This window comes from Paenibacillus spongiae (assembly GCF_024734895.1).
GTDB lineage: Bacteria > Bacillota > Bacilli > Paenibacillales > Paenibacillaceae > Paenibacillus_Z > Paenibacillus_Z spongiae.
This window is the reverse complement of sequence record NZ_CP091430.1, coordinates 338,516-364,550: the sequence shown is the minus strand read 5'-3', so window position 1 is coordinate 364,550 and position 26,035 is coordinate 338,516. Positions and strand designations below refer to the sequence as shown.

Sequence of the window (26,035 nt, the reverse complement as noted above, 5' to 3'; positions counted from 1 at the left end):
TTCATTATTCGGACGAATGGCAGGAACGCCATCCGAAACGAGGAGGCTGAAGCAGTGGCTGAACCCCTACAGACCCGTACTAGGCTCGAACCCGATCTTCGTACCCGGCAGCCGGAACGCAGGCGCGGGCTCGGCTCGGAAATTTGGAAGCACCGTTACGAATATTTGGCCATCTCCCCTTTCTACCTGTTGTTTGCCGTCTTCGGATTATTCCCGATCGCCTTCTCGATGTATCTGTCGTTCCAGCGGTGGGACGGCATCGGCGAGATGACGTTTAACGGCGTAAACAATTACCGGTTCATGCTGACCGACGTCGAATTCTGGAAAGCCGTCGGCAATACGCTGCTCATCTGGGTTTATTCGACCGTGCCGATGCTGTTCTCGGCGCTCGTCGTCGCTTTCCTGCTCAACGCGTCGTTCGTGAAGTTCCGCACGTTCTTCCGGATCGGCTACTTTCTGCCGAACGTGACGTCGCTTGTCGCGGTGGCGATTATCTTCAGCACACTGTTCTCCAACAACTACGGCCTGCTGAATTACATCCTCACCCAATCGGGGCTGAATGCGGTCGAGTGGCTGAACAAGACCTGGGGCATCCAGCTCGCCGTATCCCTGATGGTCGTCTGGCGCTGGGTCGGTTATAATGCGGTGATCTATTTGGCCGGACTGCAGAGCATTCCGACCGTATTGTACGAAGCGGCCAAAATCGACGGGGCTTCCGGCATCCAGTCTTTCTTTCGGATTACGGTGCCGATCCTGAGGCCGATCATCCTGTTTACCGTCATTACGTCCACGATCGGCGGCATGCAGATCTTCACCGAACCGCAGGTGCTCGTCGGCAACGACGGCGGCGTCAGCGGCGGCGGGCTTACCATCGTTCTTTATTTGTACCGGGAAGCGTTCGTCAACAACTACTTCGGATACGGGGCGGCCGTCGGCTGGGGCATGTTCGTGCTGATCGCCTTGTTCTCGATCGTGAACTGGAAGCTGGTTCAGGGCAAATCCGACACCTGACGGACCAAAGGAACAAATCACCGATTACTTGACAATGGGGTGAAGTGAATGGCAGTAACCAAATGGAAATCCGCGCTGCTGCATACGGGCTTGATCGCGGGGTTTCTCCTGTCCATCTTTCCGTTCTACTGGCTTGCGGTCATGTCGACGCGCACGACGCCGGAAATCTACAGCTACCCGCCCAAACTATGGTTTGGGACGCAGCTGTTCGACAATATCTCACGGGTCATAGCCAATATCGATTTCTTCGGGGCATTCATGAATACGCTGTTCGTCGCTTCCACTTGCACGGTGCTGGTGCTGTTCTTCGATTCACTGGCCGGCATTACGTTCGCGAAGTATCATTTTCCGGGCAAAAAGGGGTTGTTCGTCCTCCTTCTCGCCACGATGATGGCGCCTGCCCAGCTCTCGCTTGTTCCCTCCTTCGTCATCATGGCGAAGTTCGGATGGGTGGGAACGTACAAGGCGCTCATCATTCCCGGCATGGTGAACGCCTTCGGTATCTTCTGGATCAAGCAGTATGCCGAGGAATCGATTCCATCGGAGCTGCTGGACGCCGGGCGGATCGACGGGTGCGGCTTCTTCCGTCTCTATTGGAACATCTCACTGCCGATCCTGCGGCCCGCGTTATCCTTTCTGGGCGCATTCACGTTCATCGGAGTTTGGAACGATTATCTGTGGCCGCTCATCATTCTCACCGACGAGAGCAAGTTCACGCTTCAGGTTGCCCTGTCGTCCTTGAACGGCATCTACACGACTGACTATTCGATGGTCATCGCGGGCACGCTCCTGGCGGTCCTGCCGCTGATTCTCCTGTTTCTCTTCATCAGCAAGCAGTTTATTTCCGATATCGCGGCGGGAGCGGTGAAGAGCTGAACCGCCCTCTCATCGGTCTTCGCACCCAATACGCAACAACCCGGATGCCGCGGCATCCGGGTTATTGCTCTTTCCGTTCCTTAAGTGCTCCCCGGGCGGTTAATACCGGAGGCAGGTTTCACTATCGTAAACATCGTTCACAGTCCGTCATCAGCACGGCCGGCAAGCCGCAATCGGCTCTGGCGCATCAAGGCAAAACGGCAAGCACCGTCTCCCGGGTCGTCGGGGCGCGGCGACGAAGGAGGTAGAGGGCTGAATAATTGGCGCATAACCGGGTAAAATAGGGGACGTTTCCAACTATGCGGCGGAGGTCGGATGAATGAATAAGCAGCGAGCGCAGGAAATATCGGAATCGCCCGTGATGGCTCAAGTTACTTACCAAGGTACGGCGGTTTATATCCAGCATGTCGACCATGATCGGGAGACGGCCAGAATTTATCCGCTCAATCAAAAAGATCAGGAACTGGAAGTGTCGCTGGACAGCCTGATGGAGCAATAAGGCAGGTAGCGGCATGGAGTATATGATGTCATTCGTGAGAGCCGCCGGCATGTTCCTTGTCGGGTTAGTCGCTTTTCGGCTGATGGGCAGCCAGTCCGTGGGCAGACTGACGGACTTCGATCTGGTCGTCGTGATTGCGATCGGCGCCATTATCGGCGACGGGCTGGCCGATCCCGAGCTTGACTTCTGGATCCTGCTGACCGCGATCGCGGGACTGGTTCTCATGCAGATTGCAGTCAGCTTTCTCTCCATGAAAAGCGCGTGCATCGAGAAGCTCGTCATGGGCAGCCCGATTAAACTCGTGGAAAAAGGCAAAATATTGATGAATGGCCTGCGCCGGGCGCGCATTACGCGCCGTAACCTTGAACAAGAGCTTCGGGTTAAAGGCTTGACGGGCCCCGAAGATATCGAGCAAGCCTATATGGAGCCGAACGGCAAGCTGAGCATCATCGAGAAGGAAGGATCGGGATAAAGCCGCGCTTCCTCCACTCCCTTCGGATACGAACGAGCAGGAGGGGCGGCTAACCCCGTTGCGCCAAGGCCGGACATGCAAAAAACCACAGCCACTTACGGTTGTGGTTTTTCATCGTGGAGGCGAGTCCCCGCCATTCCTGCCTATACTTTATGATGTTACCGAATCCTGAAGACTCCATCGCGCTTGCGCTGCTTAGTACGTGCGATAAAACAACCTCGCGCTTTCCTTCTCCGAAATCGGGAGACGAAGCTCGACCGGCAGCATCTCCGGATAATCTTTATGAGGTTCCCGCTGATACCAGTATGCGACGGATGAATAATCATTCGATTGTGAATTTCCATGGCCGTGCTCGATGCTGAAGCGAATGGATTGACGGAAGATGATCGGGTCCACGATATGGAATCTGTATTGCGTCATTTTGCCTGAGTAATCGCTAAATAAAATGGTGTTGCTTTCCCTCCAGGCATCGCCGTTCCCCTTAATTGGAGCATACAGGGACAAGCCGTGATAAGGCGCGTCATATTTACCCGAAGGATAGCCCCATGCGGCGCAGAAATAATCTTCCGTTCCCGTCCCATGCATCCGCGGAGGCCAAGGTTCCCCGTCAATAAAGAACATGTCGTCCCCTTCGCCAGGCCAGCTGAATCCCGGCATCGGGTTCAAGTGATCGATACTCAAGTTGCACCCTACGTAATGCCCTTCTCCTTCGGCGTCCAGCAGGACATAATTATCGTCGCCGGTCAGATTCTTCAACTCGTACACCCTCTGATCCGAATAATTCGATCGATCCTGTTGGTCATGCGCGGCCTTCAATGCGGACAGGTCATATAAACCTCTCGTAGGATTTTCCCTGCGCCAAGAAGCATGAAAGTAGAAACTATCTTCCGAAACCGGCTTTAATACATAATCGACGTAATAATACAGCGTGATGTCATTCTCGCATTCATTCGTCATTTCAATTCTGGCACCTTTACGGAACGGCATCTCGAAGAAGCAGTTCATGGCGGCCTTGTTCTCGATCACGCCTTGCGTTGTAATCATGTTGAGCGGCATCGAGACGTAATGGCTTGCAACGCCGTGACCGACGCCGAAGAAGTCGCCAACCGGCGACTCCACGCTCGGTTTCGCTTCATCATCCCAATACATCGAAATCAACACTTTGCGGAAGGCGTATTTATCCTGCGCCGCGACCGTCATCCAGATATGCTGGATGACACCCGCGCCTTCAATTTCGGCAATGGCGGCTGTTTCACCCGCTTTGATGACGATGAAGTCCATATTGCCGCCTGTCTTGTCCCAACTGGATTGCCGGCAGCTTTTACCTTCCTTGCGGAGATACAATGAATTCATGTGACATTCTCTCCTTCGTTCTGTTATGAATGCAGGGCGCTTTCAAACCATCTCTTCTACTCCGCCTGCCCCATCTCCTTCATAAGAAAGCCATTTTTTGATGTTCTTTCATCGTGTCATCTGCAAAAAAGCCCCATTCCACGGCGGTCAAGCGTTCGCGGAATGGGGCGGTTGCCGGGCGGGGGCTCCTTATCTGTCTCCTAGAGCCTTGATCTTGCAGCGCTTATTGTTCAAGCAATTTATCCAGCAAGCGAATGATGATCGCGACGGACTCGGCGCGGGAAGCAGATTCATTCGGTTTGAACAATCCGTTGCCTACACCGCTTACGATACCTGCAGCTGCGAAAGCATTGATTTGTTCAGAAGCCCAACTCGTGCCTGTATCCGAAAATAGATTGGATGTGCCGGAAACATAGTCCGTCAACCGGGCAAGCATGGCAACGATCTCGGCGCGGGAGATCTCTTGATTAGGATGGAAAGAACCATCGCCATAACCCTTGATGATCCCTTTGGCCCGTAATGCTCCAATCGCTTCTGAAGCCCAATGCCCTTGCGTGTCAGAGAAGGAAGAACCGCTTGCACCCGTCAGACCAAGAGCTTTTGCAAGCATCATGGCGAACTCGGCGCGAGTAGCCTTTTCATTGGGACGGAAAGAACCATCGTAACCCGTTACAATACCCATCTTAGCGGCGCGTTCCACTACTGAAGCACTCCACGAAGAAGCCGGAACGTCCGTAAAGCTTACCGCAGGCGCAGATTTCTCTTTTTCCACGACAGCCTTAACTGCGTCTACATCTACCTTGTCGTTGAAGACAGGCTTCGAAGGCGTTGGTGTCGGCTTTGGCTCTGGTGTTGGCTTTGGCTGTGGTGTTGGCTCTGGCTCTGGTGTTGGCGTTGGTGGCGTTGGCGTTGGTGTTGGCGGCGTTGGCGTCGACGGCCCATTTTCCGTTGTTTTCACGACAGAAAACTCATCGATCAACTGACCCGCACTCGTACGTGCTTCCACATGAATCTCATCCTCCGTAATTTCAATAGCGGAATATACGGGAACGTCTTCATCAAAGATATGACTCAAATAATTATATTGAGTGCCATCATAGAATTTCCAGCCCGAAGCACCGCCGTCAAGATAAATAGCACCCTCATTGGCAGCTTTATTTGGCTTTCCATTCAGCATTGGATAGGTGCGCGCATACACATGATCATGTCCAACCAGAACCAAATCAACTTTCTTCTCTTCTAATATAGGCGCAAAATACGTTTGCGTATACTCAACAAGGGTTTCTCGGCCGCTTTCTGTATGGTAGGCCGGACGGTGGAACATAACGACCGTCCACTTTTTATCATTCTGATCCAAATCTTCTTCCAGCCATGCTGCTTGTTCAATCATTTGTTCCTCTGTACCTTCTGAGTTCAATACGACAAAATGAGTATCATCAACCTCATAAGAGTAAGCATATTGCAGTTGGGATTCCGGTCCGTTCATCGGGAAATTCGCGCCTTTGGTAAAGACTTCTTTTCCTTCGCTCTTCACGTCATGATTACCCAATGTTAGAGCAGATGGAAGTGTTGTGGCATAGACCGATGAAGCTTGCCAGAACTTTTGCCATTCTTCAAATGCGCCTCCTACATCTACAATATCTCCACCATGCATAATAAACTGCGTCGATGGATATTGTGTCAAAGCGTTAGTCATTAGTTCTTGGTAGATTTCCAATCCTTGTAATTGATTCGTATGAGAATCCGTTATAAACAAGAATGAGGTCGGTGTTGAGTTGTTCCGATCTACAGTAGAATATTCATACCACTGCGACCAATTGCCCTCATAGCCTACACGGTATTTATAAGCGGTATCTGCTTTCAAGCCTTCAATCAAAGCATTATGAAACCGGATTTCACCCTTCGTTCCTTTTTCCTTCATACTAAGCACTTGAAGCTCGCTCTCGGCTTGATGCTGTTTGACGTGATCGGCATCAGGGCTTTCTCCCGTTCCCCATTCGCTTGCTTCGATGTACTGAATATAAGTAACGGTTCGATCCGGCTTCGTTTGCCAGGCAGCGCTCAGCTGCGAAGACATATCTTCTGCCACATAGGTTTGAACATATTGAGGTTCATCCGTACCGTACTGCTCCACGACTTCATAATTGACAACCTTGCTGTTCTCATTACCGTTGACGGCTTGTACCTGATAGGTTCCAAGCGCCAATGTAGTCAGGTCTGTCGTTAATTGCCCGTTGGCATCTGTTTGACCAAGGCTGCCGCTCAATAACTGACTGCTAACATCGGCTTCAGAGATATAGCCTGTTGTCTGGCCGTCTGCGAGAATAACCTCGAATAATCCATCCTCGGCTTCTGCCGAAGCATAGTAACGTTCGCCAGCCTTTGCAACCGCTAATACATCGGAAGACGTATCATCGTCCTCATATACATTAGACGTTGCAGTGTTGACTGTAACGACTGAGCTTTGCTTTAATAATCCGGCGAAAACAATATCCGCACCTTCATACGCTCTGCCCTCGCGATCTAATACCGTAAATGTAGAAGGTGTGCCCAAACCAACGCCTGTCATTTCCAGTTGATAGGGAAATGCGATTGTAAAGTGAACAGGAGCAGCTATGGGCGAGCTAGTCTGAACTTCGCCGGCCGAAAGATTCGCATTGCTCATCGTTATGGTTTTATAATCTTCACCGCGCTCTAACGCGGCATGAGCGTTCACTCGGAAGTTAACCGTCACGACATCATGAGCGGCTGCTGTTACGTTTCCAAGTGCGATTTGGACAATACCGTTCTCATTATCAACATCTGAGGTTAGGTCAACTCCGGCCGCCTGAGTAACACTTTCAACTTGAAGGGTATTTGCATCATAATTCAATGCGAATTCTGCCCGGTCTGCATTCAAGTAATCTTGGATACTCACTTGAACAGAATAGATTTCATTACTTACGGCTTCTTCGTCCGCAGTCATGAACAAACGTTCTCCTGCATTCATTGTGAAGGCGAATGTTTTCCCTGCCGGGTTGCCATTCCTATCCTTCACTTCAATGACTAGCTCATGATAACCGCCATCCACATATTCTCCTGGATAGGTTAATAAATTTGTATCGGGAGAATAGTGCACTTCGTCCGTAATATCCGTTCCATCCAACAGAACAGATAAGGTATCCAAATCCAAGCCTGATCCGTGATCGGTCAGCTCAACTTTTAATTCATCCAGCGGTGCGCTTAATAATTCATTCTCAACAGGGGCTATAGGTTTAATAACGGGAACGTCTTTATCCTCTTCAAGCTCCTCATAGATAAAGGTAATGTCGTCTACCCAAATAGAGCCCTTGTTCTTCTTGCTCATATTCGATTGTTTCAATTGGAAAAACAATTCGAGGACAACCGGACCCGGTTTGCCCTGCGGAACGTCGGCCTCGATATATTTCCAGCCATACCAGTCGATACCGATTTCATTTTCATCATAAAATTCTGCCTGGAAAGAGGATCCGCCGCTATCTCTAAATTTGGTCGTTAGCAAATGTCCTTCATTATTCCCATAAACCCACATGCCTACCTTAGCAGGGTAACCGGTTACCGGGATATTCCCCGTCTTATACCCTACTTCAATTTGAGAGGGGTTATCGACTATGCCAATCATGTCGTAATCAATTCGAGCCGAATATTGTCCGTTTCTTACATGCTTCTTGTTATCTTCCAAGTGCAGCGTAGCCTCATACATACGTTTAGGATTAAATCTCACATCGGAGAGTCCATCTTCAAAATCCTCAACCATGACCGATGGAGTGGTTTCGTCTGCTGCATAGACATGATTATTTTGACGAGCTCCTGTATGTAACCCTCCTCCTAGTAACGTTATCACGGATGCGATCACTACTGTCTTACGTAATACTTTTGATTTCATTTCTTTTCCTTTCCCCCTTGGTAAAATTAGGTTGCAAAGAGTACTGTATCAGTGCAATGTAAAATTAAAACTCCTTAACTATTAAGAAATTGTTTTTTTCACATAAATTGTCATTATTAAGAACCCTACTAATAAGTAGGACCCGAACATTTATGAGTCGTTATACAGCGCGCGTGCCAGCACAAGTTTTCTATATCAGGTAAGAGATTCATAGATGGCATCCATTCAGCACGAACCGCGTTGCATGCCTTGACTAAAAAAAATAGACCGCCAAACCCTTTATGTGTTTGACGGTCCCAGCTATGCACTCCGATTTAGTTCAAAAATTGCAAGTAATGCAGCATTCGTTTCAACATGGCGGCGCTTTGCCTTCGTTCAGGTCGAAGGATAACACGCGATAATCCGCGCCGAATGGGGAGCCATGCCGTCAAGCGTAAATGGCCCCTGGTACTGCCCCAGCTGCTGTCCGCTCCAGAAATCCTCCATCCTCCCCGGCTGAGTAAGCTGGATCGTCAACGTTTGCGGCTCATCGCCCCAGTTAAACAGACAATAGAGTGTGCGCTCAGGCTCGCTTACGACGCCTATGATGAACCGATCGTCTTCGAATTTCGCTGCGATATTGCGGGTAGAGGCGGCTTTCTTCAGCATTTCCAGCTTGTTCGCAGAGATCGCCGCAAGGTCATCTCCGGAGAGCACCATCCCGCCCGTAGCCACAACGTAAGCCGCGTGAAACTGAAATTCATCCTCCGATAGCGGCGTGCTTGTCTGGCGAATCGTCCCGTCTGGATTGACGACGGATATAACTTTGTTTTCCAGCACCAGGCAGTCGGGATCATTCACCCAAAGCCGGTTATGCTGCCAGTTGCGGTGAAACCCTTCATACGCCAACCCGGTAACGGACGACCAGTGGCGTTCAATGTCATTCGTGACGCGCATCCCATGTACGGTGCCAAGCGACGGCCACATCGGCGCGTTGCAGCCCAACAAGAAGCTATCTTCCCCTGCGCCCTCCAACACAGCCGCCATTCCTCTTCGGTATGCTTCGACCTTCGAGGCCTTCGGATCGAACCGGCGTCCGCCAGGAATCGCTCCCCACATGTTCGCGTCCAGCTTGAAATAGTGGCTGCCCCATTCTTCGCGCATCGTGCGGAATACGTGACGCAAATAATTTTGCGCACCCGGGTGGGTGCCGTCCAGCATATACCAAGGGCCATTGCGCCAGCCCCCGAACGTAATCGCATTGGACGCCAGCGGCTGACCGTTATCATCTTGAATGAACCAATCGGGATGCTCCCGGAACACCGCCGACTCCGCTTGCGCAATAAACGGGGCTACCCAGATAGCAGGCTCGAAGCCGGCTCGCTTGATTTGCTGGCACAATGCTTGCATATCGCTGAACGATGCGCCCGGCGACAGCCAGTCCCCCATATAGGCCTGATAGCCGTCGTCGATTTGAATATATTTTAACTGCGGCACTTGCTTCGCAATAGCTTCCATATTGTCAAAGATGTTCTGCTCCGTTACCTCGGGCCCAAAGCAATACCACGAACACCAGCCATTCGGAATGCTGGCTGTAGGCAGCATGGGATGATGCTGCTTAATAGCGGCGGCATAGCGCTCCAGCAGCGCTTCCCGCTCCTGATCGAAATCGATTGCGAAGCTTTCCAGCTCCCAGCTTTGTCCCGGTTCGAGCACCAGCTGCTCCCCGTCCAGAACAATTTCGAAATGGCCGTCCGCCAGGCGGATTTCACCTGTAAAACGCTTGCACGAAGTAAAGCCGAGCAGTAGATAGCCCTCCTCCTCGCTCCCGGGGGATAGCAGCACGAAATGATAAGCGGTGAAAAAACCGTCGGTCGCCGGCATTTTATAATGCTTGCGGTCGTCATAGCCGCCGATCATCCGGGGCTCCCCAATCGTTCCGCCATACTGAGATAGCTTGCTGTAGCCCTCCCCATAGAACCGGGTATCGGCAGTGAAGGGCCATGCTCCTTTGAACAATACCAGTTCCTTCACGGTGACGGGCTGATCTCCTTCATTCCATACGCGAAAAAATATCTCCTCGCCTTGCCAATCGGACTTGACGACCGCTTGTTTGCTCATCTGGCCGTCAGCCTGCCGGACAAAACTGTCCGCCGCTGTCATAAACTCCGTTTTAATCGTTTGCACGGTATTATCCTCTCCCCAATTTCGCCTTTATTCGGATGCTGCTGCTGAATTCAGAATAGTTCGTTCCGTATGCAGCTTCATTCTATCATCCGAGGCTTGGACTGGATTTAGCCGAAGCTCTTCCATTTGCACGATATTAGGATTAAATATGGGCAAGGCGCGGCATTTTATGATACGTTTTATACGAGTATAGACGCTTGTTTCGAGGAGCTTATATGTGATGAAAGGGGCAACGGCATTGAAAAAAGAAACGGTTTCACTCCCCGATCTTCGATCGAGAATTTTAAGCGCCAACTTTTATTCTTTTTCTCCCAGGCAGCTGGTGAAGACCCGTTTTCCTTACGTCCATGTCTTCGTCTATATCACGGCTGGCAAAGGCATCGTCACAATCGGCGATCAAACCTGGAAAGCTGAAACGGGCGATTTGTTTTATTTGGCGCCTGGCGTACCTCATAGTTACACAGCCGATCCGGTCGACCCAATGGTGCATGCGTCCGTCTATGTCGATCTGCTCTCCCCTTCGACTCCGAAATGGAAAGGGGATCAGCAGCTTAATACATTCACCCCCTCGGCCTTCGATGAATCGATTTGTGCGTCGTTGGTTACGTTCTCGGAAGGACTTTCCATTCCTGCGCGTATTTCCGCACCTCGCAATACGCCCTGGATGAAGCCGTTTTTTGCCGTGATCGAGGCCTTCCCGGAGCAAGCCGTCGGCAACGATTTGCTGCTTCGGGCTTATTTCGAATCTTTTTTTGTCCGTTATTTGCAATACTCGCAGAAGGAATCGAGCACCTTCTCCGATCCGCGGATCGGCAAGCTGACCAATTGGCTGGGCAAAGCAGAGACCTCCCAAGTCGATTGCTCGGAATGGGCGGAGCGGCTGGGCATGAGCGTCTCCTATTTATATGAACTGTTTCACAAACAGACCGGAACGAGCCCGCAGCAATATTTGATCAAATGCAAGCTCGACAAAGCAAAAGCTTACTTGCGCGAAACGAACCTGCCGGTCACGGAAATCGCCGAAAAGCTCGGCTTCTCCTCGCTCCATTATTTTGCAAGGCAGTTCTCGAGGGTCGTGCAGGAGCCCGCCACCCAGTATCGGCAGCGATTCCGAGGAAAGCTTTAACCATATCTTCAAACGCTTTTTACCTTTAGATCGATATAGTCATAAATTTCGACTTCCTGCTTATTCGCATGAGTACGGTGCAGCCTGCCAGCATATTGCTGTCATGTGCCTGTCCAAGAAATAGGATGAACAAGAAATCCTCGGTTGCGATCCTTCAAGTCATTCATGTTGATCGGAGTGATATTTCCAGATAGCCCGTCAGAATCATATGATCCACTTTGTCCGTAATCTGTTCTAATGTAAGTTCCTTAGTCCAAAAAAGCGACCTATCAAAGGTCGCTTTTAGTTATCGATGCTCTTTGCATTTAGGAGAATCGGAAGGTTTGTCGTCTCATCCACATCGTTGCAACCCACTTTTCCCCTTTGATAACTGGTGTTCCTGCATGCAAAGTAAACTCGTTTAATTGATGATCACCATAAAAATATTCAAAGTAGACCGCCATGCCTTTGTTAGGGAAAACAGAGAAATCAAGCAGCGGGAACGCCGTTTCTCCGCCTTCCTCCACATCATTTAAATATATCAAGAGCGTACTGATTCGATTGTTGGCACTTCCTCGACTCGTTTCCGCGAAGAAATCATAATGGGGTTTATATTCTTGTCCAGGGGTATATAGCAGGACCTGCAAGCCATCACCGTGCTCAATCGGAATATTCATGACTTGAGCGATTCGCTTCTCGATTCTCGTAATCGTCTCATTCTCCCCGCAGAACACCCCGCTGCTCGTTCTAATTGGATTAACCGCACGATCCTCGCCTATTTTGGAGCGCTGCAATCGTTCTCTGGAATGTTCAATAAGCTCATCGCATTCCTCGCCGCTGAGCACATTTCCTAATACGACGATCAGCGGTTCCTCATACTTCGCAACAATACGAATCTCTCGATCTTCCGTCTTGATCGCATTTCCAGCATGATCAAATATCGTCCGTTCTTTCGCTGCCGTGTTCCCCTTCACCCCTGCACACCCCCATTTAATGACATCCATTACAAAAAATAATATACCATAAAATGGTTAAAAATTGGCCGGCTCGCTTGCAAAAAAAATTTACAATCTTTTTTTATAAATCAAGTAGGATAGGAAACCATAATAAAGAAAGAAGTAAGGATCACGAAATATAGGAGGAAATCATGGGCCGATTAGTTCATTTCGAGATTCATGTCGATGACATGGAGCGTGCCAAGAAGTTTTACGGAGAGGTGTTTGGATGGACCTTCGAGGATTGGAGCGACTACGCAGGAATGCCCTATTTTGGAGCGGTGACGGGCGATGCGAACGAGCTCGGCATCAACGGGGCTCTGGTGCAGCGCAAAGGCGCCTCCCCGGAACCGGGTCAAGCTATGAATGGGTATGCATGCACAATGGGCGTGGAGGATTACGACTCGACGGAAGAGAAAATCGTCAGCCTTGGAGGCAAGGTCGCATTGCCCAAGTATGCCCTTCCAGGAATGGCGTGGCAAGGCTACTACATGGATACGGAAGGAAATCTATTTGGCATCCATCAGCCAGACAAGAATGCCAAATAGCCGATTTCTTATGAACGCCAAATAGGCCCCACATTATGTGGTAACGGGAACTGCACGCGTTCGGCCATCACGGCCTTATCGCTCCCTTGCGGCATCCAGAACCCACCATGCGATACTCCTCTTCACGAAGTCGGTTTCATTCATTAAGCCTTCCCTCATTACCAACTAAAACGTCATTCATCATACTCAGAACAATCTTGTCTTCCATGCTCTCGGTTCGTATCATCTGCTGATTCACGTCGTTTGCGATTTTAGCATGGGCGCTGATTTCCAAAAGCTGTTTACTATTCGCGTAAATGAATGCAGAGGTGGTTTCAGAAATTCCATGCTTTTCGATCCACATAAACATTTCATAAAAAGTGATGGCCCATGAACGATTTTGACTTAACCAATCGGCTCTTTCTGGATGATCCTGACTTTGTAAATTCAACTCTACCCTGTCTTCGATCATCGTTGTCGTCGTAAATAAATTTCGTATGTTGTGGTTGCTATGGCTGCTATCTTTATTTTGAAGGAGTCCACGCACTTCGACTAACATAGCTTCAAGTGTTGTCTGGTACATTCGTTTAAGGTCCTTATTTGCATCCTCCATTTGATAGGAGTAGACGAACTTATTGAGAAACAACGCGATAAGTGTACCTGCGATGACAAACAGTACACGATTGATCGTCAACAGCTCCGTTGCACCTGAAAGTATAGTCACAGAACCGATAGCTGAGAATGTAACAATAATTGTGCTGTACCGATAAACCTTAATATAAGTCATCAAATAACCAGCCATCATCAAGATAAGGGTTCTCACCGTATTCGTCTGGAAAATTGAAAACACGATCAGTACCAGCACGGAACCTACAAGCGTTGCAAAAATACGATCCCGAACTCTTTTATGCGAGCGTTCATAGATTGGGATGACTAATGACAAAAGAGTGAACATGATCCAGCGACCTTCATGGATCTCGAACAGATCGACTATAAAACCACTTAAGCTCATCCCAATCGCAATGCGGATGGCAAAAGAAAATTTAATCGAGTTCGTTTGATGTCTCCGATGCCCAAAAGTCACCTTTCTATATTTTTCAGGAATCTGTTCAATCTTTTTAACAAGGTTAACTTTTTCTTTTTGTAACGAATGAAGATCGGCTACATTTCCGATTAGAAAATCAATATTACTTAATACTTTAAGGATGATCGGAAATGCAATCTTCTGCCGGCGATATTTCTCTACAATGTCAGCGAATACACGGCTTAAATCTTCAGCTTTCGCTTTATTAACTAGACTTTCTCCTATTAGCCCTAGACAAAGCGATAAATCATTTAAAATCTCTTCATTCCCGTCTCTTTGTGGCACTGTTTTTAATAAGGCATCGATTCTTTCCAATGCCGCAGATAGGTTTAACCTAATTCTTCCTTCTTCGGTAAGATAGAAATCATCGGCTCTTCTATCGAAAATCATTTTTCGCAAGCTGCGGATTGCTTTTGAAATCTGACCATCGGGGGACTCGCTCAGATCTCCTTTTAGTATCCCCTGAATTTTGACTTGTAAGGCTGTACAGATTTCCTGAATGCTCTTATTCCCGCTTTTCGTTAACTTCTTTTTATTGACCAACAATTGTAATAGCATTATGGCAATCGCACCAAATACTAAGGAACTTAAGCGGATAGGTAACAGATCAAGCGTGACCGGAAAAGCTAAAACGAATAAATACTGCAAGGCAAAAGGGAAATACAAAGGATTCCTCAAGTTATATGACAGTGAATAACCGATGACAAACATCATGACAAATGTGATCGGAATCCCTGCCCACATGTTGGCATTCGCAATAAATGCACCGATTCCCATTGCTACATTCAAGCCAATCAACTTGAACGTGTTGCTAACGGGATGAATGGTTAAATCTCTTTCCAACAACATAAGCATAGCTGTTACGGTCGAAACGCCTATAAGCGTGTTTTCCACACCAAATAGCATATTGAAGAAAAGAATGAATCCAATAATAGCAATGAACAATATTGTGTTCGAGATAATGGTTTTTATATTCAAACGAAATCCTCCGCCTTATCAATAGTCAATCCATGTGTTTATTTCCATGTAATGAAGTGTTATCGAGCCTTCAATTTTGAGAAATAGCGCAATTATCGCATTTTAACGGACGACATTCAACCAGAAAATCATGTTTTAGGGTTGGCAATAATTACTTATGTAGAACTAATTACGGCTAATATTCAGTACAAATAGTCTAATTATTATCGTTCCCTGTTTATTTCGAAATAAACGCCCTTCTTAGGAACGGGCGACTCCCCCCTCTCGCATCACCATAACAAAACAAGCGACCTTCGAGATAAGATTTTACTCTCTTCTCGAAGATCGCTTTTTGTTTCCAATGGGCCAAGCATAGATTCTAGGATTCCATCGCGGAGGTGTCTCTTTCGAAGTGAGCAATATCATGGCCAGTGGGATTTTGGAAGGTACGAAGCCCAAATGTCGGCGCTGCTGCAAAAATGTGATCAAAGATATCCGCCTGAATCGATTCATATACCCCCCAGTTGGTATCATTGCTGAAGGCATAGATTTCCAAGGGCAGGCCGTTGTCTCCCGGCGCTAACTGCCTTACAATCAGCGTCATGTCCTTATGGATTTTCGGATGATTCCTGAGATATTGATGGATATACACTCTGAATACGCCAACGTTCGTAAGCTGTCTTCCGTTCACATTGCTTTCCGTATTAATTTGACGTTCCATGTTGTACGCGTTGATTTCGCCTACTATTGTCTTAATATATTCGGTAAGGTAGTGAATCTTCTTAAATTCCTCGATCATATCCTTCGTACAGAATGAGATGCTATTCGTATCGATATAGACGCTTCGCTTAATCCTTCGGCCGCCTGATGCTTGCATCCCCCTCCAATTTTTGAAAGAATCTGATATGAGGGCGTAGCTCGGAATCATGGTGATCGTTTTATCGAAATTCATGACCTTAACCGTATTCAATGTAATATCGACCACGTCGCCGTCGGCATTATATTTGGGCATTTCAATCCAGTCGCCTAAACGTACCATGTCATTTGAAGATAGTTGAACACCTGCCACCAGACCTAGGATTGAATCCTTAAAGACGAGCATCAGAACAGCCGATAATGCACCTAATCCGCTGAGAATAATCAATGGGCTCTGATCGATGAGATTCGAGATCACCACAATGCCGCCGATGATAAATAGAAAGATCTTGGCAACCTGAATGTATCCCTTGATCGGCTTGATCTTAGAGACCTCATACGAGTGATAAATAGCTTCTAAGGCGTTGAGCAATGCATTAAAGACCGTGATGGTTACGATAATCATATAAGTTAATGCGGCTTTTTCAATCAAAGTTTGATATGCTGAGAAGATGGACGCAGAAGAATAGATAATGATCGCCGGCACGAGATGCGACAGCTTGTGGAACACCTTTTTCTCCACCACAATACTGTCCCAGGTATACCGATTTTTATGAATGAAATGAATAATCGTCTTCAGAACGATTTTTTGAGTTATGAAATTAGCCAGTATGCAGACCACAGCTATCAATACAACCATGATTATTTCTGACAGATAACCAATGGTTTCCACGTTCATGCCATATCCGTCTAGTTGCTCTTTAATAAAATCCATTTCTTCCTCCTAGCGTCGTTTATATTAGCCTATTATTATAAATTATCTTTAGACACTAGGCAATAATTCAAGATAACTCACGAAACGATTGACTGAATGGCATTAATTGACGGCGGCGTAATGATATTGAATTAGATACATCGAACCCATTTAATATAGGTTGCGACGGATTGGGCAACCTCGGCGGTTCAGGGTATTCGCCGCGGATTCCATGTATAACCGTTCGTCGCAGGACATTGACATTATAACTGACGGTGTAAATTAAACAGCTTCGCTGCGCCTACTAACATTTTTATAGTATAATATTGTTTATTTTCTCTTAGAAGCGGATGATACCAAAGTTAGAAAGGAATTGCTGGCATATGTGTGAGAATGCTATTCTGCCTAAAAAAATGATTAAACTATTCCCCTCCAGTTACAAGGCATTCAGTCTTGCTTTGCAGGCGCTGGTATTATTAGCAAAGCATTCAAATACTTGCCCAAGTGGAGATATGGCTCAAAAACTGCAATCCGAAGCGACGTTATTGCGCAGGATTATGGCAAATTTGGCACGACATCATATCGTTGAGACACGTGAAGGGCGAGATGGGGGTTACCGTCTGACACGATCGTCTGATCACATTCGATTATCCGAAGTCTATAAGGCATTACAGGTTTGGGAATCCGTCAATACGTGCATGATCGATGCTACGGGAGACAATCATTTTGGTCAACAAATGAAATATGTGATTTCGGATTTGACGGATGAAATGGAAGGCAGTGTGATAGATACGTTATCACAATATACCATTGCCGATTTAGTGAAAAAATCTGGCGAGGTTTGATGCGAAATAGAGTTGACACGATTAAAAAGGAAATATATACTGTGCAATAAATAACACAGTTTTTCATAGGCTATACTGTGTTTATTATGACACAGTTATTTAGGAGGACATTACCAACATGTCAACACAACTAGACTTGAAACAAGATTATTTCACTGTAGCTCATCAGCGCCGTTCGATACGCCAATATGACCCGAATTTAAAGCTGTCGAAAGAGGAAATTAAGGAAGTGTTAACAGAAGGTACACTCGCTCCTTCATCTAGCAACCTTCAGCCATGGCGCTTCCTGGTTATTGATGATCAAGCTCAAAAAGAAAAGCTGTTCCCGATAGCTTATAATCAACAGCAAATATTGAATGCTTCGGCAGTTATTGTGCTGCTAGGAGATTTGGAATGGTACAAGTCGGCAGAACAGATCTATAATCAAGCTATTCAAGCCGGCTTCATGAACGAGGAAAGCAAACAACAGCTGCTTGCTAATGTGAATCGTTCATATCCTCATATGAGTCTGGAGAAAGCACGCAGATTAGTTGCCACAGATGGCGGCTTAGTCGCTATGCACATCATGCTGGCTGCACAAGCAAAAGGACTTGCAACGGGTCCTATGGGCGGCTTTAAAGAGGATGAATTGAAGGCAGTTTTCAATATTTCGGATCGATATGATGTTGTCATGTTAATAACAATAGGAAAAGCAGTTGCAGATGGTTATCCAACCGTTCGTTATGGCGTAGACGATATCACATCATGGAATGAAATGAATAGATAATACCCTTCTAGCAATACGCATGTCGTAACATGAGCTCACAACCCCACTCTCTGGTGCCGTTGTGAGCTTATTCGTTTAACTCCTGTCTGAAAATCACGCCACACGGTTCTCTACGGAGGTAGTGACAGTTTTGATGTCTAGGCATGAAACATCCTCGCTACCGATTCAACATCTTCTTCCAGTAGGACACGCAGTATAAAAGGAGCGTGCTTATGTCGGTTGGGCGTGTTGTAGAATTGTGCATTTGTTCTATTGAACCAGCGTACCTGCCATCTTCATCTTGCTCATATTCGAATGTTAATTCATATACGGATAGCAACTCTCTCAATTGTTGTTTAGAGAACGCCATAATTATATCTCTGTTCCGCTTTATAGCTTGAGGCTCTTTTCACGCACGATAGTGTCTATAATTCCACCCTGCGCGCGGAACGCACCCCAATGTCCTCTCGGATTCAGGGTAATCGTCTCCCCCCGCTCCAAAGAGGTGAACCGTGGTCGCATAAATCCACTATACCTTTCTGAACGCTTATCATCTTTTTGAAACAAATTAAAAATCCCGCCCCAAAGACATTATCTTAGGGACGAGATTATTTGATCCGATTGCCGACGAATCACTTGACACGTGCAGCGATCGTACGCCTATCCATTAAGCCAATCGATTCGCTTCGGGATCGTCCATATCATAGCCGAAGGCGTCAAGCTCCGGCCATAATTCAGGGGCAATCGGGTAATTCGCGAGTTCCACCGTCTGAGCTACCCGTTCCGGCTTGCTCATGCCAACGACCGTGCTGGTGATCCGCGGGTCGCGAAGCGAAAATTGAAGCGCCGCGGCGGCCAACGGCACATCAAATTCCTGGCACACTTTGGCGAACGAACGCGCTCTTTCCACTACGATCGGCGAAGCATCGCTATAGGCATAACGGGCGTATGCATCCGGACCTTTCGCCAATATGCCGCTGCCATAAGGAGCGCCGTTGATGACGGCGACGCCCATGCGGCTCGCGACATCAAGCAAAGGCTCGGCAGCTCGATTGAGCAGCGTATATCGATTGTGGGTTTCCACAGCGCTAAATGCACCCGTTTCTACATAACGAATGAGCATATCGATCGGTCCGCCGGATATGCCGATGTGACCGATGACTCCCTCATCTTGAAACTTTTGCAGTACTTCTAACGGTCCGCCGGGTCCCATCACATTTTGGAAGGTGGTATGTTCAGGATCGTGGATATAAACGTATTGCAGACGATCAAGTCCCAAGCGTTCGAGACTTCCTTCGACGGAACGTTTGATCTGTTCGCCGCTGAAGTCGCCTGTCGTAAAGTCGCGGTCGGCTTTGGTGGCCAACACGTAACCCGCCGGAAGTCCGCCATTCGCTTGGATGGCCTTGCCGATCCGCCGCTCGCTCTCACCAAAGCCATAGGATGCAGCCGTATCCAGGAAGTTGATCGGGCTTTCAAATGCGGTACGCAGCGTTACCAATGCTTGTTCTTCCGGCGTGCCATATTGAAAGGTTTCCGGCATATCCCCGAGCGGAGCGGCTCCAAGACATAGCGGCGTTACGAGCAGGCCGGTACTGCCAAACGGCCGTTTGGATAATAGTGTGTTCGACATAGTGTGATCCTCGCTTTCATAGATGTCTTCATTACAGCGATACGCCCAAAAAGCCCCGCGTCAATTGGAAATCGATATTACCTTGCTGATAGAGACGCGGCGCATACGTATGTTCCAAAACTTGTTTGCTGCGCTCGAGAATTTGATTCGCCCATAAGGTCGGGTTGCCCGAGAGCACCAAATCGACATCTTCCTGATGTTTCTGCATCATGGCCTGTTCTGACGTTATTTGCAGCATCGGGACGAAAGGATGCGTCTGCATCGGACGATTGCCGATCAGCGCGACCACGATTTCCACACCGGTGGCTGCGAGTCCCGTGACCGTCTCCACCCAATGCGTTGTCGGAGTCTCCATAATGTGGAATCCGTTGCGGCGGACATGTTCCCCATAGGCGATGGACGGCCGAACTTGAGACGCAGTAAATAGATGTTGGCTGAATGCAGCCGCAGCAAGCAATCCGCTATTCTCAGGAATAACGACCACGCCTCCAGCACCGACAATCATCTTGGTCAGCGCTGCCAGCTGCTCGCCGGCATCGTCGATAATGGCACCGTCGCTTACGATCCCGACACGCAGTCCTTCCAGTCCGACTGTCACCTTCTCCGCAGGCTCGGCCGCGGCCAATCGATCGGCGAACCAAGCTTCGACCTTCTCGCTCACCTTGGCGATTCCGCCGTCGAGCTGAATGCTGGCATAGCCGAGCCGGCTCGCATCAACGCCATTTACTTCCATCTGATGGCGCATATAATCGTTGTGCGTTTTCTCGCAGCCATGCTCCAGCAGCAAACAATGCTCCACCATCGGGTGCGTGATGTAGCCCATCATCGTGCGGGCAAAAAGCGATTCGGCTGCCCCCCCTGAGGCTCCGCAGCCCTCCGTGTGTGCCAATGCGACAAAGCCCGAGAGACCGGGCTGCCCCGCTCCTTGCCCATTCAGCCGCTGTGTGATCATGTTGGCTACTTGTCCGGCGCAAAGGCTAGTCGGCACAATCAAGCCGATATTGTCACTGGACTGCCGATCCCGTTGCCGAGTAAAGGTAAATTGGATCGGGTTTGCCATCGCTTCATCATCTTGAATTTCTATCGGCGCTCCTGTCGGTGTGGGAGCGTGCAGCAGCGTCTCCAGCTGGCTCGCATCGTTCTGCTGCCAGTTGCGCCAAATTTGCACCTGGGCATGGCCCGCTTTCTCGCCGACGCTTCGCTGGCCGGAGGCAATTCGGATCGCCAATTCGAATACCTCTTGTCCCAGCTCATCCATCGACTTGCCTTCCAGATATTTCCCTGCGTTCACATCCATATCGTTCGACAGCAATTGGAAGCGGCGAGTTGTCGTGACCACCTTGACCGTCGGCACATACGGGAAATTGGTTATCGAACCATTTCCCGTCGTAAAGAATATCATGTTGCAGCCTGCGGCCACCTGTCCGGCGATGCTCTCCAAGTCATTCCCGGGGCTGTCCATGAAATAGTAACCGCCATCTTTCATGAGCTCCCCGTACTCGGTTGCAAAATCGATCCGCGTTACGGGGTCTTTCTTCATTGCGGCGCCTATGGATTTGAGATAGATGTTGTACAAGCCGCGATACATGTTGCCACCGGACGGATTACCTTCCGCGCTGGTGCCATGCCAAGACGTGCGCTCCTTAAATCGATTCACAAGTTCCAGAAATTTGCGCGCGGTTTCCGCATTGCGTACATTCGACAGGACATAGGGCTCCGCGCCAATCAATTCATCGGTTTCGGCCAGGCTGGCCGCGCCGCCGTAACGCACCAACTCTTCAGAAATCCAGCCGAGCAGCGGATTCGCGGATACGCCGGAAAATGCGTCCGAACCGCCGCACTGCAAGCCGATTCGCAAGTGGCGGATGGATTCTGGCGTTCGCTGCATCGCATTGACCGCCGGCAGCCACTCCCGTACTAACGCTTCGCCTGTAACCAGTTCCTCTTCGAAGCTGCCCGTGAGCGATACGAACTTATGAAGCACTTCATCGATCGGGTAGCTGTGCTCGCGTGCGTAAGCCTCCACCATCTTGTTCGTGACCGATTCATTGCCATAATCGACAAGCAATACCGCACCGACATTCGGGTTGACCATAAAACCGGCGAGCGTCCGCAGCAGCAAGTCCACGTTATTCGGCATCGAAGTACCGCCCTCCGTATGGGCCGCGGGAACAATCCCATCGATATTTGAATAGTTGTTGCATTCGCCTTGCAGACGGGCGGCAAGCTTTTTCACATAGCTGCCCGTGTGCGAGGTGGTGCCAAGCAGTACGATGTAGTTGCGCGTGCCGACCCCGCGATCTTCATGGCGGCGATATCCCATAAAGGTGCGCGTCTCCGTATACGCTGGCGATGCCTGAGCCGGCCGGAAGTTGTCCTCATCAAAGATATAGGGATGAACTTGATCCGCGAAATTGGGCACAGGCGGTAGCGCGAATGCCAACTTGCGCACACTGAGCGCTTCCAATACGGTTTCGTTGATCACATAGTGGCCGGGATGAATCGGCTTAAGCGCCACGCCGAAAGGCAATTGCCACGAAAGCAGCTCTTCGCCAGGAGCGATCGCTTTTACCGCGAATCGATGGCCTTCCATAACCGTGTAATCCAAGACGAAGGATTGGTTTTCATACTGAATGACGGTACCGGAGTTCAATTGGCGAATTGCAACGGCGCAGTTATCCCCGGGTAAAGGAAGTCTGGCTACTTCTTCAAATTGGTAAACGACGTCCATCGATGATCGGCTCCCTTGACGTAAAATTTCGCGCGAAATCTCAACAATTGTTGAATGCGTTTTCAAACCATCCATTACTATAACGCCAACTTGCATAATAATTAAGATTATATCACGAGAGCCGCGTTAGGTTGTCTTTCATAAATAATAATAGAAAAATATATGCAAAAATCCACAACCTCATGCGGTTGTGGATTTACATGGTGGAGGCGAAGTATGGTATGGCAAATCCAGAATCCGACGGAGTTAGCACAAAAAGAAACATGCTCAACATCTGGTCGTTTATACCCATTAAAAAAGCCAGCCTTATTCGGCTGGCTCCAATGTTCGGCAGGTATTTTGCCCTTACCCCTGCCATTATACAACCCTGCGGTCTCCCACAACTCCACATGCGACTTACTCGCCGGTTACTTCTTCTCGTTCTTGCCCTCCAGCGCGGCCTTCAGGGCATCGGCCAGCCCGCCGGTCAGCGTGACCTTGTCGCTATACTGCTCGACGAGCCGCTTCTGCTGATGCTTGTTGGTCCGCCCGCCGCCGGCTTTGTCCTCCAGCATCTCAATGATATTACATGGGCGGCACTGCGCGTATTTGCCCGCTTTGCCGGTATGGATCTCCATCTTTTTATGGCATTGCGGACAACGCTTGTTCGACAGTACTGGCTCGGCCGCGCGGCGGTAACCGCATTCACGATCTTGACACACGAACGTCTTGCCTCGCTTGCCCTTGACCTCCATCATTCGATTGCCGCAATCCGGGCAGTGCGCATGTGACAGGTTGTGCGGTTTATACTCCTTCGAATCCTGCTTCACCTCGGTTACCCACGCTGCAGCCTTCTGGCGGATGCCGGCCATAAACTTTTTCGCATCGCCTTGGCCTTTCGCAATGCGCTCCAGATCCCTCTCCCACTCCGCGGTCAGCTCCGGACTGCGAAGCTCCTTCGAGGCCAGCTCGATGAGCTGCTTGCCTTTGCCGGTCGGCACCAGCCGATTGCCTTGACGATCAATCGTCTGCGAGGACAGCAGCTTCTCGATAATATCCGCGCGCGTGGCCGGGGTCCCCAGCCCGTATTTCTCCATCTTGGACAGCAACCCCGCTTCCGTAAAACGTGCCGGCGGTTGCGTCTTTCCTTCGCGAAACCTGCTTTGCCTCAAGGTTAACGACTGCCCGGAAGTGAGCGCTGGCAGAAGCGGTCCGCTGCCGCCTGCCTCTCGTGCCGCTCCTCTGCCTCCATCCGCTGCTGCATCGTCGCTGCCATCGTCCTCACCATCCGACCAATCGGCCTCCTGCACACCGCCGTACGCTTCCTTCCAACCAGCTTCCTTCAGTACGTTACCTTTGGCGTAGAAACGGTCTTCGCCGACTCGTATGACCACGCTAGTCTCGTCATATCGGCAAGGCGAGCTGAACATCGCAAGGAACCGTCTAACGATCAATTCATGCAGCTTCCGTTCCTCCGGGCTCAGTGCAGACAGGTTGACATATTGCTCCGTCGGAATAATAGCATGATGATCGCTCACCTTGCTGTCGTCGACGATGCGTTTCGTGACCGAAAGCGGCGCCCGAAGCAACTTACGCGCCAGCGCCGCATAAGGCCCGACTGCAATGCTCTCCATTCGACCCTTCAGGGTCGGCACCATGTCAGATGACAAATAACGCGAGTCCGTCCGCGGATACGTCACCAGCTTATGCTGTTCATACAGCCGCTGCAGCACGTTCGACGTCTGTTTCGCCGAGAAGCCAAGCCGTTTGTTCGCATCCCGCTGCAACTCGGTCAGATCGTACGCTTGCGGATGAGGCTCGCTTCGCTCTACTGTCCGCAGCCGTTCGACGACCGCCGGCTTACCTTTCGTACGTGCAACGATAACTTCCGCCTCTGTCTGCGTCCATAGCCTGCCGTCATGCCTTTCCTCGCTGCGCCAAGCAGCATGGAAGCCTTCGCCGGCGAACTCCGCGGACACCGTCCAGAAGGGCTTCGGCATGAAGCCGTTAATCTCGCGCTCGCGCTCCATCAGCATCCCGAGCGTTGGCGTCTGCACCCGGCCTGCCGATAGCTGCGCATTGTACTTGCTGGTCAAGGCCCGCGTTACATTCAGACCAACCAACCAATCGGCTTCCGCCCGGCACACGGCAGAAGCATACAGCCGATCATATTCGCGGCCCGGCTTCAGCGACGCGAAGCCGTCTTTGATCGCCTTATCCGTTTGCGACGAAATCCAGAGCCGCTTGAACGGCTTCTTCCAATGAGCGAGTTCCATGATCCAGCGGGCAACCAACTCGCCCTCCCGTCCTGCGTCCGTGGCGATGATCAGATCGCCGATATCGGGCCGCTTGCATAATTGGAGGACGGCCTTGAACTGGCCGGATGTCTCCTTCAGCGGCTTAAGCGTCATCCGGTCTGGCATGATCGGCAGATCCTCAAGGTTCCATGTCTTGTACTTCGGATCGTAGTCCTCCGGCTCGGCGAGACCGACGAGGTGGCCGAGCGCCCACGTTACCACATAGGACGGGCCTTCAATATAGCTTTTGTTTTTATTCGTACAGCCGAGCACACGCGCGATTTCCCGCGCAACGCTGGGCTTTTCCGCCAATATGAGCGATTTCAATTTCATCTACTATTTCCCCCTGCACTTGTCATACTCTCATTATTCAATATTCGCGGGAATATTGTCAAAAAGCCGCGTCTCCGCCAGATGACGGAAGCGCGGCGAAAATCTGTGCACTGATCCCGTTAGCAGCTTACTTGAATCAGCCGTTTTGCGCCCGCAATCCTCGGCCTTTGGAGATGACGCCTACCGTACTCTGTTCGATAAAGCTGCCGCTCTATTCAAGTCACTCGGGCAAAATCGCCCCTTTCAGAACGCAAACAAACGCACTGCCTTTACGGCTCTCGTTATCTTTCTTCGCTACAACGGATACCAATTTGTCATGGATCAAAAACAAGCTGAGGATCTGACAGTCGATATGGTAAACCATCATTACGCCTTCCAAGAACTCGCCGCAGTCATACGTGCACATAGCCAAACATAGCAAAAAACCCGACCTCACGCGGTCGGGTTAATGATGGTGGAGGCGAGGGGATTTGAACCCCTGTCCGAAGATCACGCCACATGTGCTTCTACGGGTGTAGTCACAGTTTTGATGTCACCTTAGCAAGCGCCCCGTAACCGGCTATCGCTAAGGTCAGCCTGTTTGTCTTCTTCAGCTCACCGCAGGCGGAGATGAGACAGCGTATCCCACTAAGTGTGAGCCCCTACACCTGGCACATGGGCGATGCAAGGGAGGAGCTTAGCATACAGTTTCTTAGGCTGCTGCTAAAGTTGTACGTTGGTTGCCATTTAATAGGCTTTAGCGTTGATAAAGCGGACGCGTCCCCACTACCCGCAACCCATGCTCGTACTATCCCCGTCGAATCCATAAACGCCCCCAATATCGCATAAACGGCGTCATCTGAAGGCGCGTCTGCATCTATCGCATCACCATGCGATGGCGGACAAACTGCAAATTCGCATCTCCATGTTCCGTT

The 26,035-nt window shown here is 49.7% G+C and carries 18 protein-coding genes, 1 other RNA gene and 1 pseudogene; 9 read left to right on the top strand and 11 right to left on the bottom strand.

The annotated features are described in order from the left end of the window. The first annotated feature begins 54 nt into the window (after positions 1-54). From L1F29_RS01690 to L1F29_RS01675, 4 genes are all read left to right on the top strand, one after another. The gene (locus L1F29_RS01690) at positions 55-1,011 is read left to right on the top strand and encodes a carbohydrate ABC transporter permease (protein WP_258386678.1); all 957 of its coding nucleotides are present in this window, start codon (positions 55-57) and stop codon (positions 1,009-1,011) included. Positions 1,012-1,059: 48 nt separating this feature from the next. After that, positions 1,060-1,887: a carbohydrate ABC transporter permease gene (locus L1F29_RS01685; protein ID WP_258386677.1), complete on the top strand. Its 828-nt coding sequence runs from the start codon at positions 1,060-1,062 to the stop codon at positions 1,885-1,887. A gap of 319 nt (positions 1,888-2,206) precedes the next feature. Then, entirely contained in the window at positions 2,207-2,386 is a 180-nt protein-coding gene (locus L1F29_RS01680) for an H-type small acid-soluble spore protein (protein ID WP_258386676.1), read from the top strand. Between the two features lie 13 nt (positions 2,387-2,399). After that, on the top strand, positions 2,400-2,858 hold the full coding sequence (locus L1F29_RS01675; RefSeq protein WP_258386675.1) for a DUF421 domain-containing protein: 459 nt from the start codon (positions 2,400-2,402) through the stop codon (positions 2,856-2,858). A gap of 195 nt (positions 2,859-3,053) precedes the next feature. Here L1F29_RS01675 and L1F29_RS01670 read toward each other — a convergent pair whose 3' ends face one another. The 3 genes from L1F29_RS01670 to L1F29_RS01660 all read right to left on the bottom strand — a co-directional run bounded on the left by L1F29_RS01670 (position 3,054) and on the right by L1F29_RS01660 (position 10,281). Further along, positions 3,054-4,211, bottom strand: coding sequence for a glycoside hydrolase family 172 protein (locus tag L1F29_RS01670; RefSeq protein WP_258386674.1), 1,158 nt, complete (start codon positions 4,209-4,211; stop codon positions 3,054-3,056). Positions 4,212-4,434: 223 nt separating this feature from the next. Next, the gene (locus L1F29_RS01665) at positions 4,435-8,115 is read right to left on the bottom strand and encodes an S-layer homology domain-containing protein (RefSeq protein ID WP_258386673.1); all 3,681 of its coding nucleotides are present in this window, start codon (positions 8,113-8,115) and stop codon (positions 4,435-4,437) included. Between the two features lie 375 nt (positions 8,116-8,490). Next, positions 8,491-10,281 carry a glycoside hydrolase family 36 protein gene (locus tag L1F29_RS01660; protein WP_258386672.1) on the bottom strand — a complete coding sequence of 597 codons (1,791 nt, stop codon included), beginning with the start codon at positions 10,279-10,281 and terminating at the stop codon, positions 8,491-8,493. A gap of 220 nt (positions 10,282-10,501) precedes the next feature. On the opposite strand from L1F29_RS01660, the gene L1F29_RS01655 reads away from it, so the two are divergent. Continuing rightward, positions 10,502-11,407, top strand: a complete 906-nt coding sequence (locus L1F29_RS01655; protein ID WP_258386671.1) for an AraC family transcriptional regulator — start codon at positions 10,502-10,504, stop codon at positions 11,405-11,407. A 305-nt stretch (positions 11,408-11,712) separates the two neighbouring features. Here the strand turns inward: L1F29_RS01655 and L1F29_RS01650 are convergent, their stop codons facing one another. Then, a complete protein-coding gene (locus L1F29_RS01650) occupies positions 11,713-12,390 on the bottom strand; it encodes a 2OG-Fe(II) oxygenase (RefSeq protein ID WP_258386670.1) in 678 nt (225 codons plus the stop codon). 143 nt (positions 12,391-12,533) lie between these two features. On the opposite strand from L1F29_RS01650, the gene L1F29_RS01645 reads away from it, so the two are divergent. Beyond that, positions 12,534-12,929 carry a VOC family protein gene (locus tag L1F29_RS01645; RefSeq protein ID WP_258386669.1) on the top strand — a complete coding sequence of 132 codons (396 nt, stop codon included), beginning with the start codon at positions 12,534-12,536 and terminating at the stop codon, positions 12,927-12,929. A gap of 136 nt (positions 12,930-13,065) precedes the next feature. Here L1F29_RS01645 and L1F29_RS01640 read toward each other — a convergent pair whose 3' ends face one another. After that, a complete protein-coding gene (locus L1F29_RS01640) occupies positions 13,066-14,970 on the bottom strand; it encodes an FUSC family protein (protein ID WP_258386668.1) in 1,905 nt (634 codons plus the stop codon). A gap of 358 nt (positions 14,971-15,328) precedes the next feature. Beyond that, positions 15,329-16,579 (bottom strand): mechanosensitive ion channel family protein, encoded by a 1,251-nt coding sequence (locus L1F29_RS01635; RefSeq protein ID WP_258386667.1) that lies wholly within the window; start codon positions 16,577-16,579, stop codon positions 15,329-15,331. Between the two features lie 362 nt (positions 16,580-16,941). Here L1F29_RS01635 and L1F29_RS01630 point away from each other — a divergent pair, with 362 nt between their 5' ends. Both L1F29_RS01630 and L1F29_RS01625 read left to right on the top strand, forming a co-directional pair. Next, entirely contained in the window at positions 16,942-17,403 is a 462-nt protein-coding gene (locus L1F29_RS01630) for an RrF2 family transcriptional regulator (protein ID WP_258386666.1), read from the top strand. 118 nt (positions 17,404-17,521) lie between these two features. After that, entirely contained in the window at positions 17,522-18,169 is a 648-nt protein-coding gene (locus tag L1F29_RS01625; RefSeq protein ID WP_258386665.1) for a nitroreductase family protein, read from the top strand. Positions 18,170-18,306: 137 nt separating this feature from the next. Here L1F29_RS01625 and L1F29_RS01620 read toward each other — a convergent pair. From L1F29_RS01620 to L1F29_RS01605, 4 genes and pseudogenes are all read right to left on the bottom strand, one after another. After that, positions 18,307-18,378, bottom strand: a pseudogene (locus L1F29_RS01620) (hypothetical protein); the annotation flags it as partial. Positions 18,379-18,815: 437 nt separating this feature from the next. Continuing rightward, positions 18,816-19,781: an aldo/keto reductase gene (locus tag L1F29_RS01615; protein WP_258386664.1), complete on the bottom strand. Its 966-nt coding sequence runs from the start codon at positions 19,779-19,781 to the stop codon at positions 18,816-18,818. 31 nt (positions 19,782-19,812) lie between these two features. Then, positions 19,813-22,512 carry a UxaA family hydrolase gene (locus L1F29_RS01610; protein WP_258386663.1) on the bottom strand — a complete coding sequence of 900 codons (2,700 nt, stop codon included), beginning with the start codon at positions 22,510-22,512 and terminating at the stop codon, positions 19,813-19,815. A gap of 407 nt (positions 22,513-22,919) precedes the next feature. Continuing rightward, positions 22,920-25,115, bottom strand: a complete 2,196-nt coding sequence (locus L1F29_RS01605) for a DNA topoisomerase III (RefSeq protein WP_258389574.1) — start codon at positions 25,113-25,115, stop codon at positions 22,920-22,922. Between the two features lie 151 nt (positions 25,116-25,266). Here L1F29_RS01605 and L1F29_RS01600 point away from each other — a divergent pair, with 151 nt between their 5' ends. Next, complete coding sequence (locus L1F29_RS01600) at positions 25,267-25,539, top strand: type II toxin-antitoxin system death-on-curing family toxin (protein WP_373876466.1); 273 nt, start codon at positions 25,267-25,269, stop codon at positions 25,537-25,539. A gap of 34 nt (positions 25,540-25,573) precedes the next feature. Here L1F29_RS01600 and ssrA read toward each other — a convergent pair. Continuing rightward, positions 25,574-25,937: a transfer-messenger RNA gene (ssrA, locus tag L1F29_RS01595) on the bottom strand. Between the last annotated feature and the right edge of the window lie 98 nt (positions 25,938-26,035).

Excerpts from the sequence above, each read along its gene's own strand:
- L1F29_RS01675 (WP_258386675.1), top strand. The coding sequence starts at position 2,400 with ATGGAGTATATGATGTCATTCGTGAGAGCCGCCGGCATGTTCCTTGTC.
- L1F29_RS01670 (WP_258386674.1), bottom strand. The coding sequence starts at position 4,211 with ATGAATTCATTGTATCTCCGCAAGGAAGGTAAAAGCTGCCGGCAATCC.
- L1F29_RS01635 (WP_258386667.1), bottom strand. The coding sequence starts at position 16,579 with ATGGATTTTATTAAAGAGCAACTAGACGGATATGGCATGAACGTGGAA.
- L1F29_RS01685 (WP_258386677.1), top strand. The coding sequence starts at position 1,060 with ATGGCAGTAACCAAATGGAAATCCGCGCTGCTGCATACGGGCTTGATC.
- L1F29_RS01645 (WP_258386669.1), top strand. The coding sequence starts at position 12,534 with ATGGGCCGATTAGTTCATTTCGAGATTCATGTCGATGACATGGAGCGT.
- L1F29_RS01680 (WP_258386676.1), top strand. The coding sequence starts at position 2,207 with ATGAATAAGCAGCGAGCGCAGGAAATATCGGAATCGCCCGTGATGGCT.
- L1F29_RS01630 (WP_258386666.1), top strand. The coding sequence starts at position 16,942 with ATGTGTGAGAATGCTATTCTGCCTAAAAAAATGATTAAACTATTCCCC.
- L1F29_RS01610 (WP_258386663.1), bottom strand. The coding sequence starts at position 22,512 with ATGGACGTCGTTTACCAATTTGAAGAAGTAGCCAGACTTCCTTTACCC.
- L1F29_RS01665 (WP_258386673.1), bottom strand. The coding sequence starts at position 8,115 with ATGAAATCAAAAGTATTACGTAAGACAGTAGTGATCGCATCCGTGATA.
- L1F29_RS01655 (WP_258386671.1), top strand. The coding sequence starts at position 10,502 with ATGAAAGGGGCAACGGCATTGAAAAAAGAAACGGTTTCACTCCCCGAT.
- L1F29_RS01615 (WP_258386664.1), bottom strand. The coding sequence starts at position 19,781 with ATGTCGAACACACTATTATCCAAACGGCCGTTTGGCAGTACCGGCCTG.
- L1F29_RS01650 (WP_258386670.1), bottom strand. The coding sequence starts at position 12,390 with ATGGATGTCATTAAATGGGGGTGTGCAGGGGTGAAGGGGAACACGGCA.
- L1F29_RS01625 (WP_258386665.1), top strand. The coding sequence starts at position 17,522 with ATGTCAACACAACTAGACTTGAAACAAGATTATTTCACTGTAGCTCAT.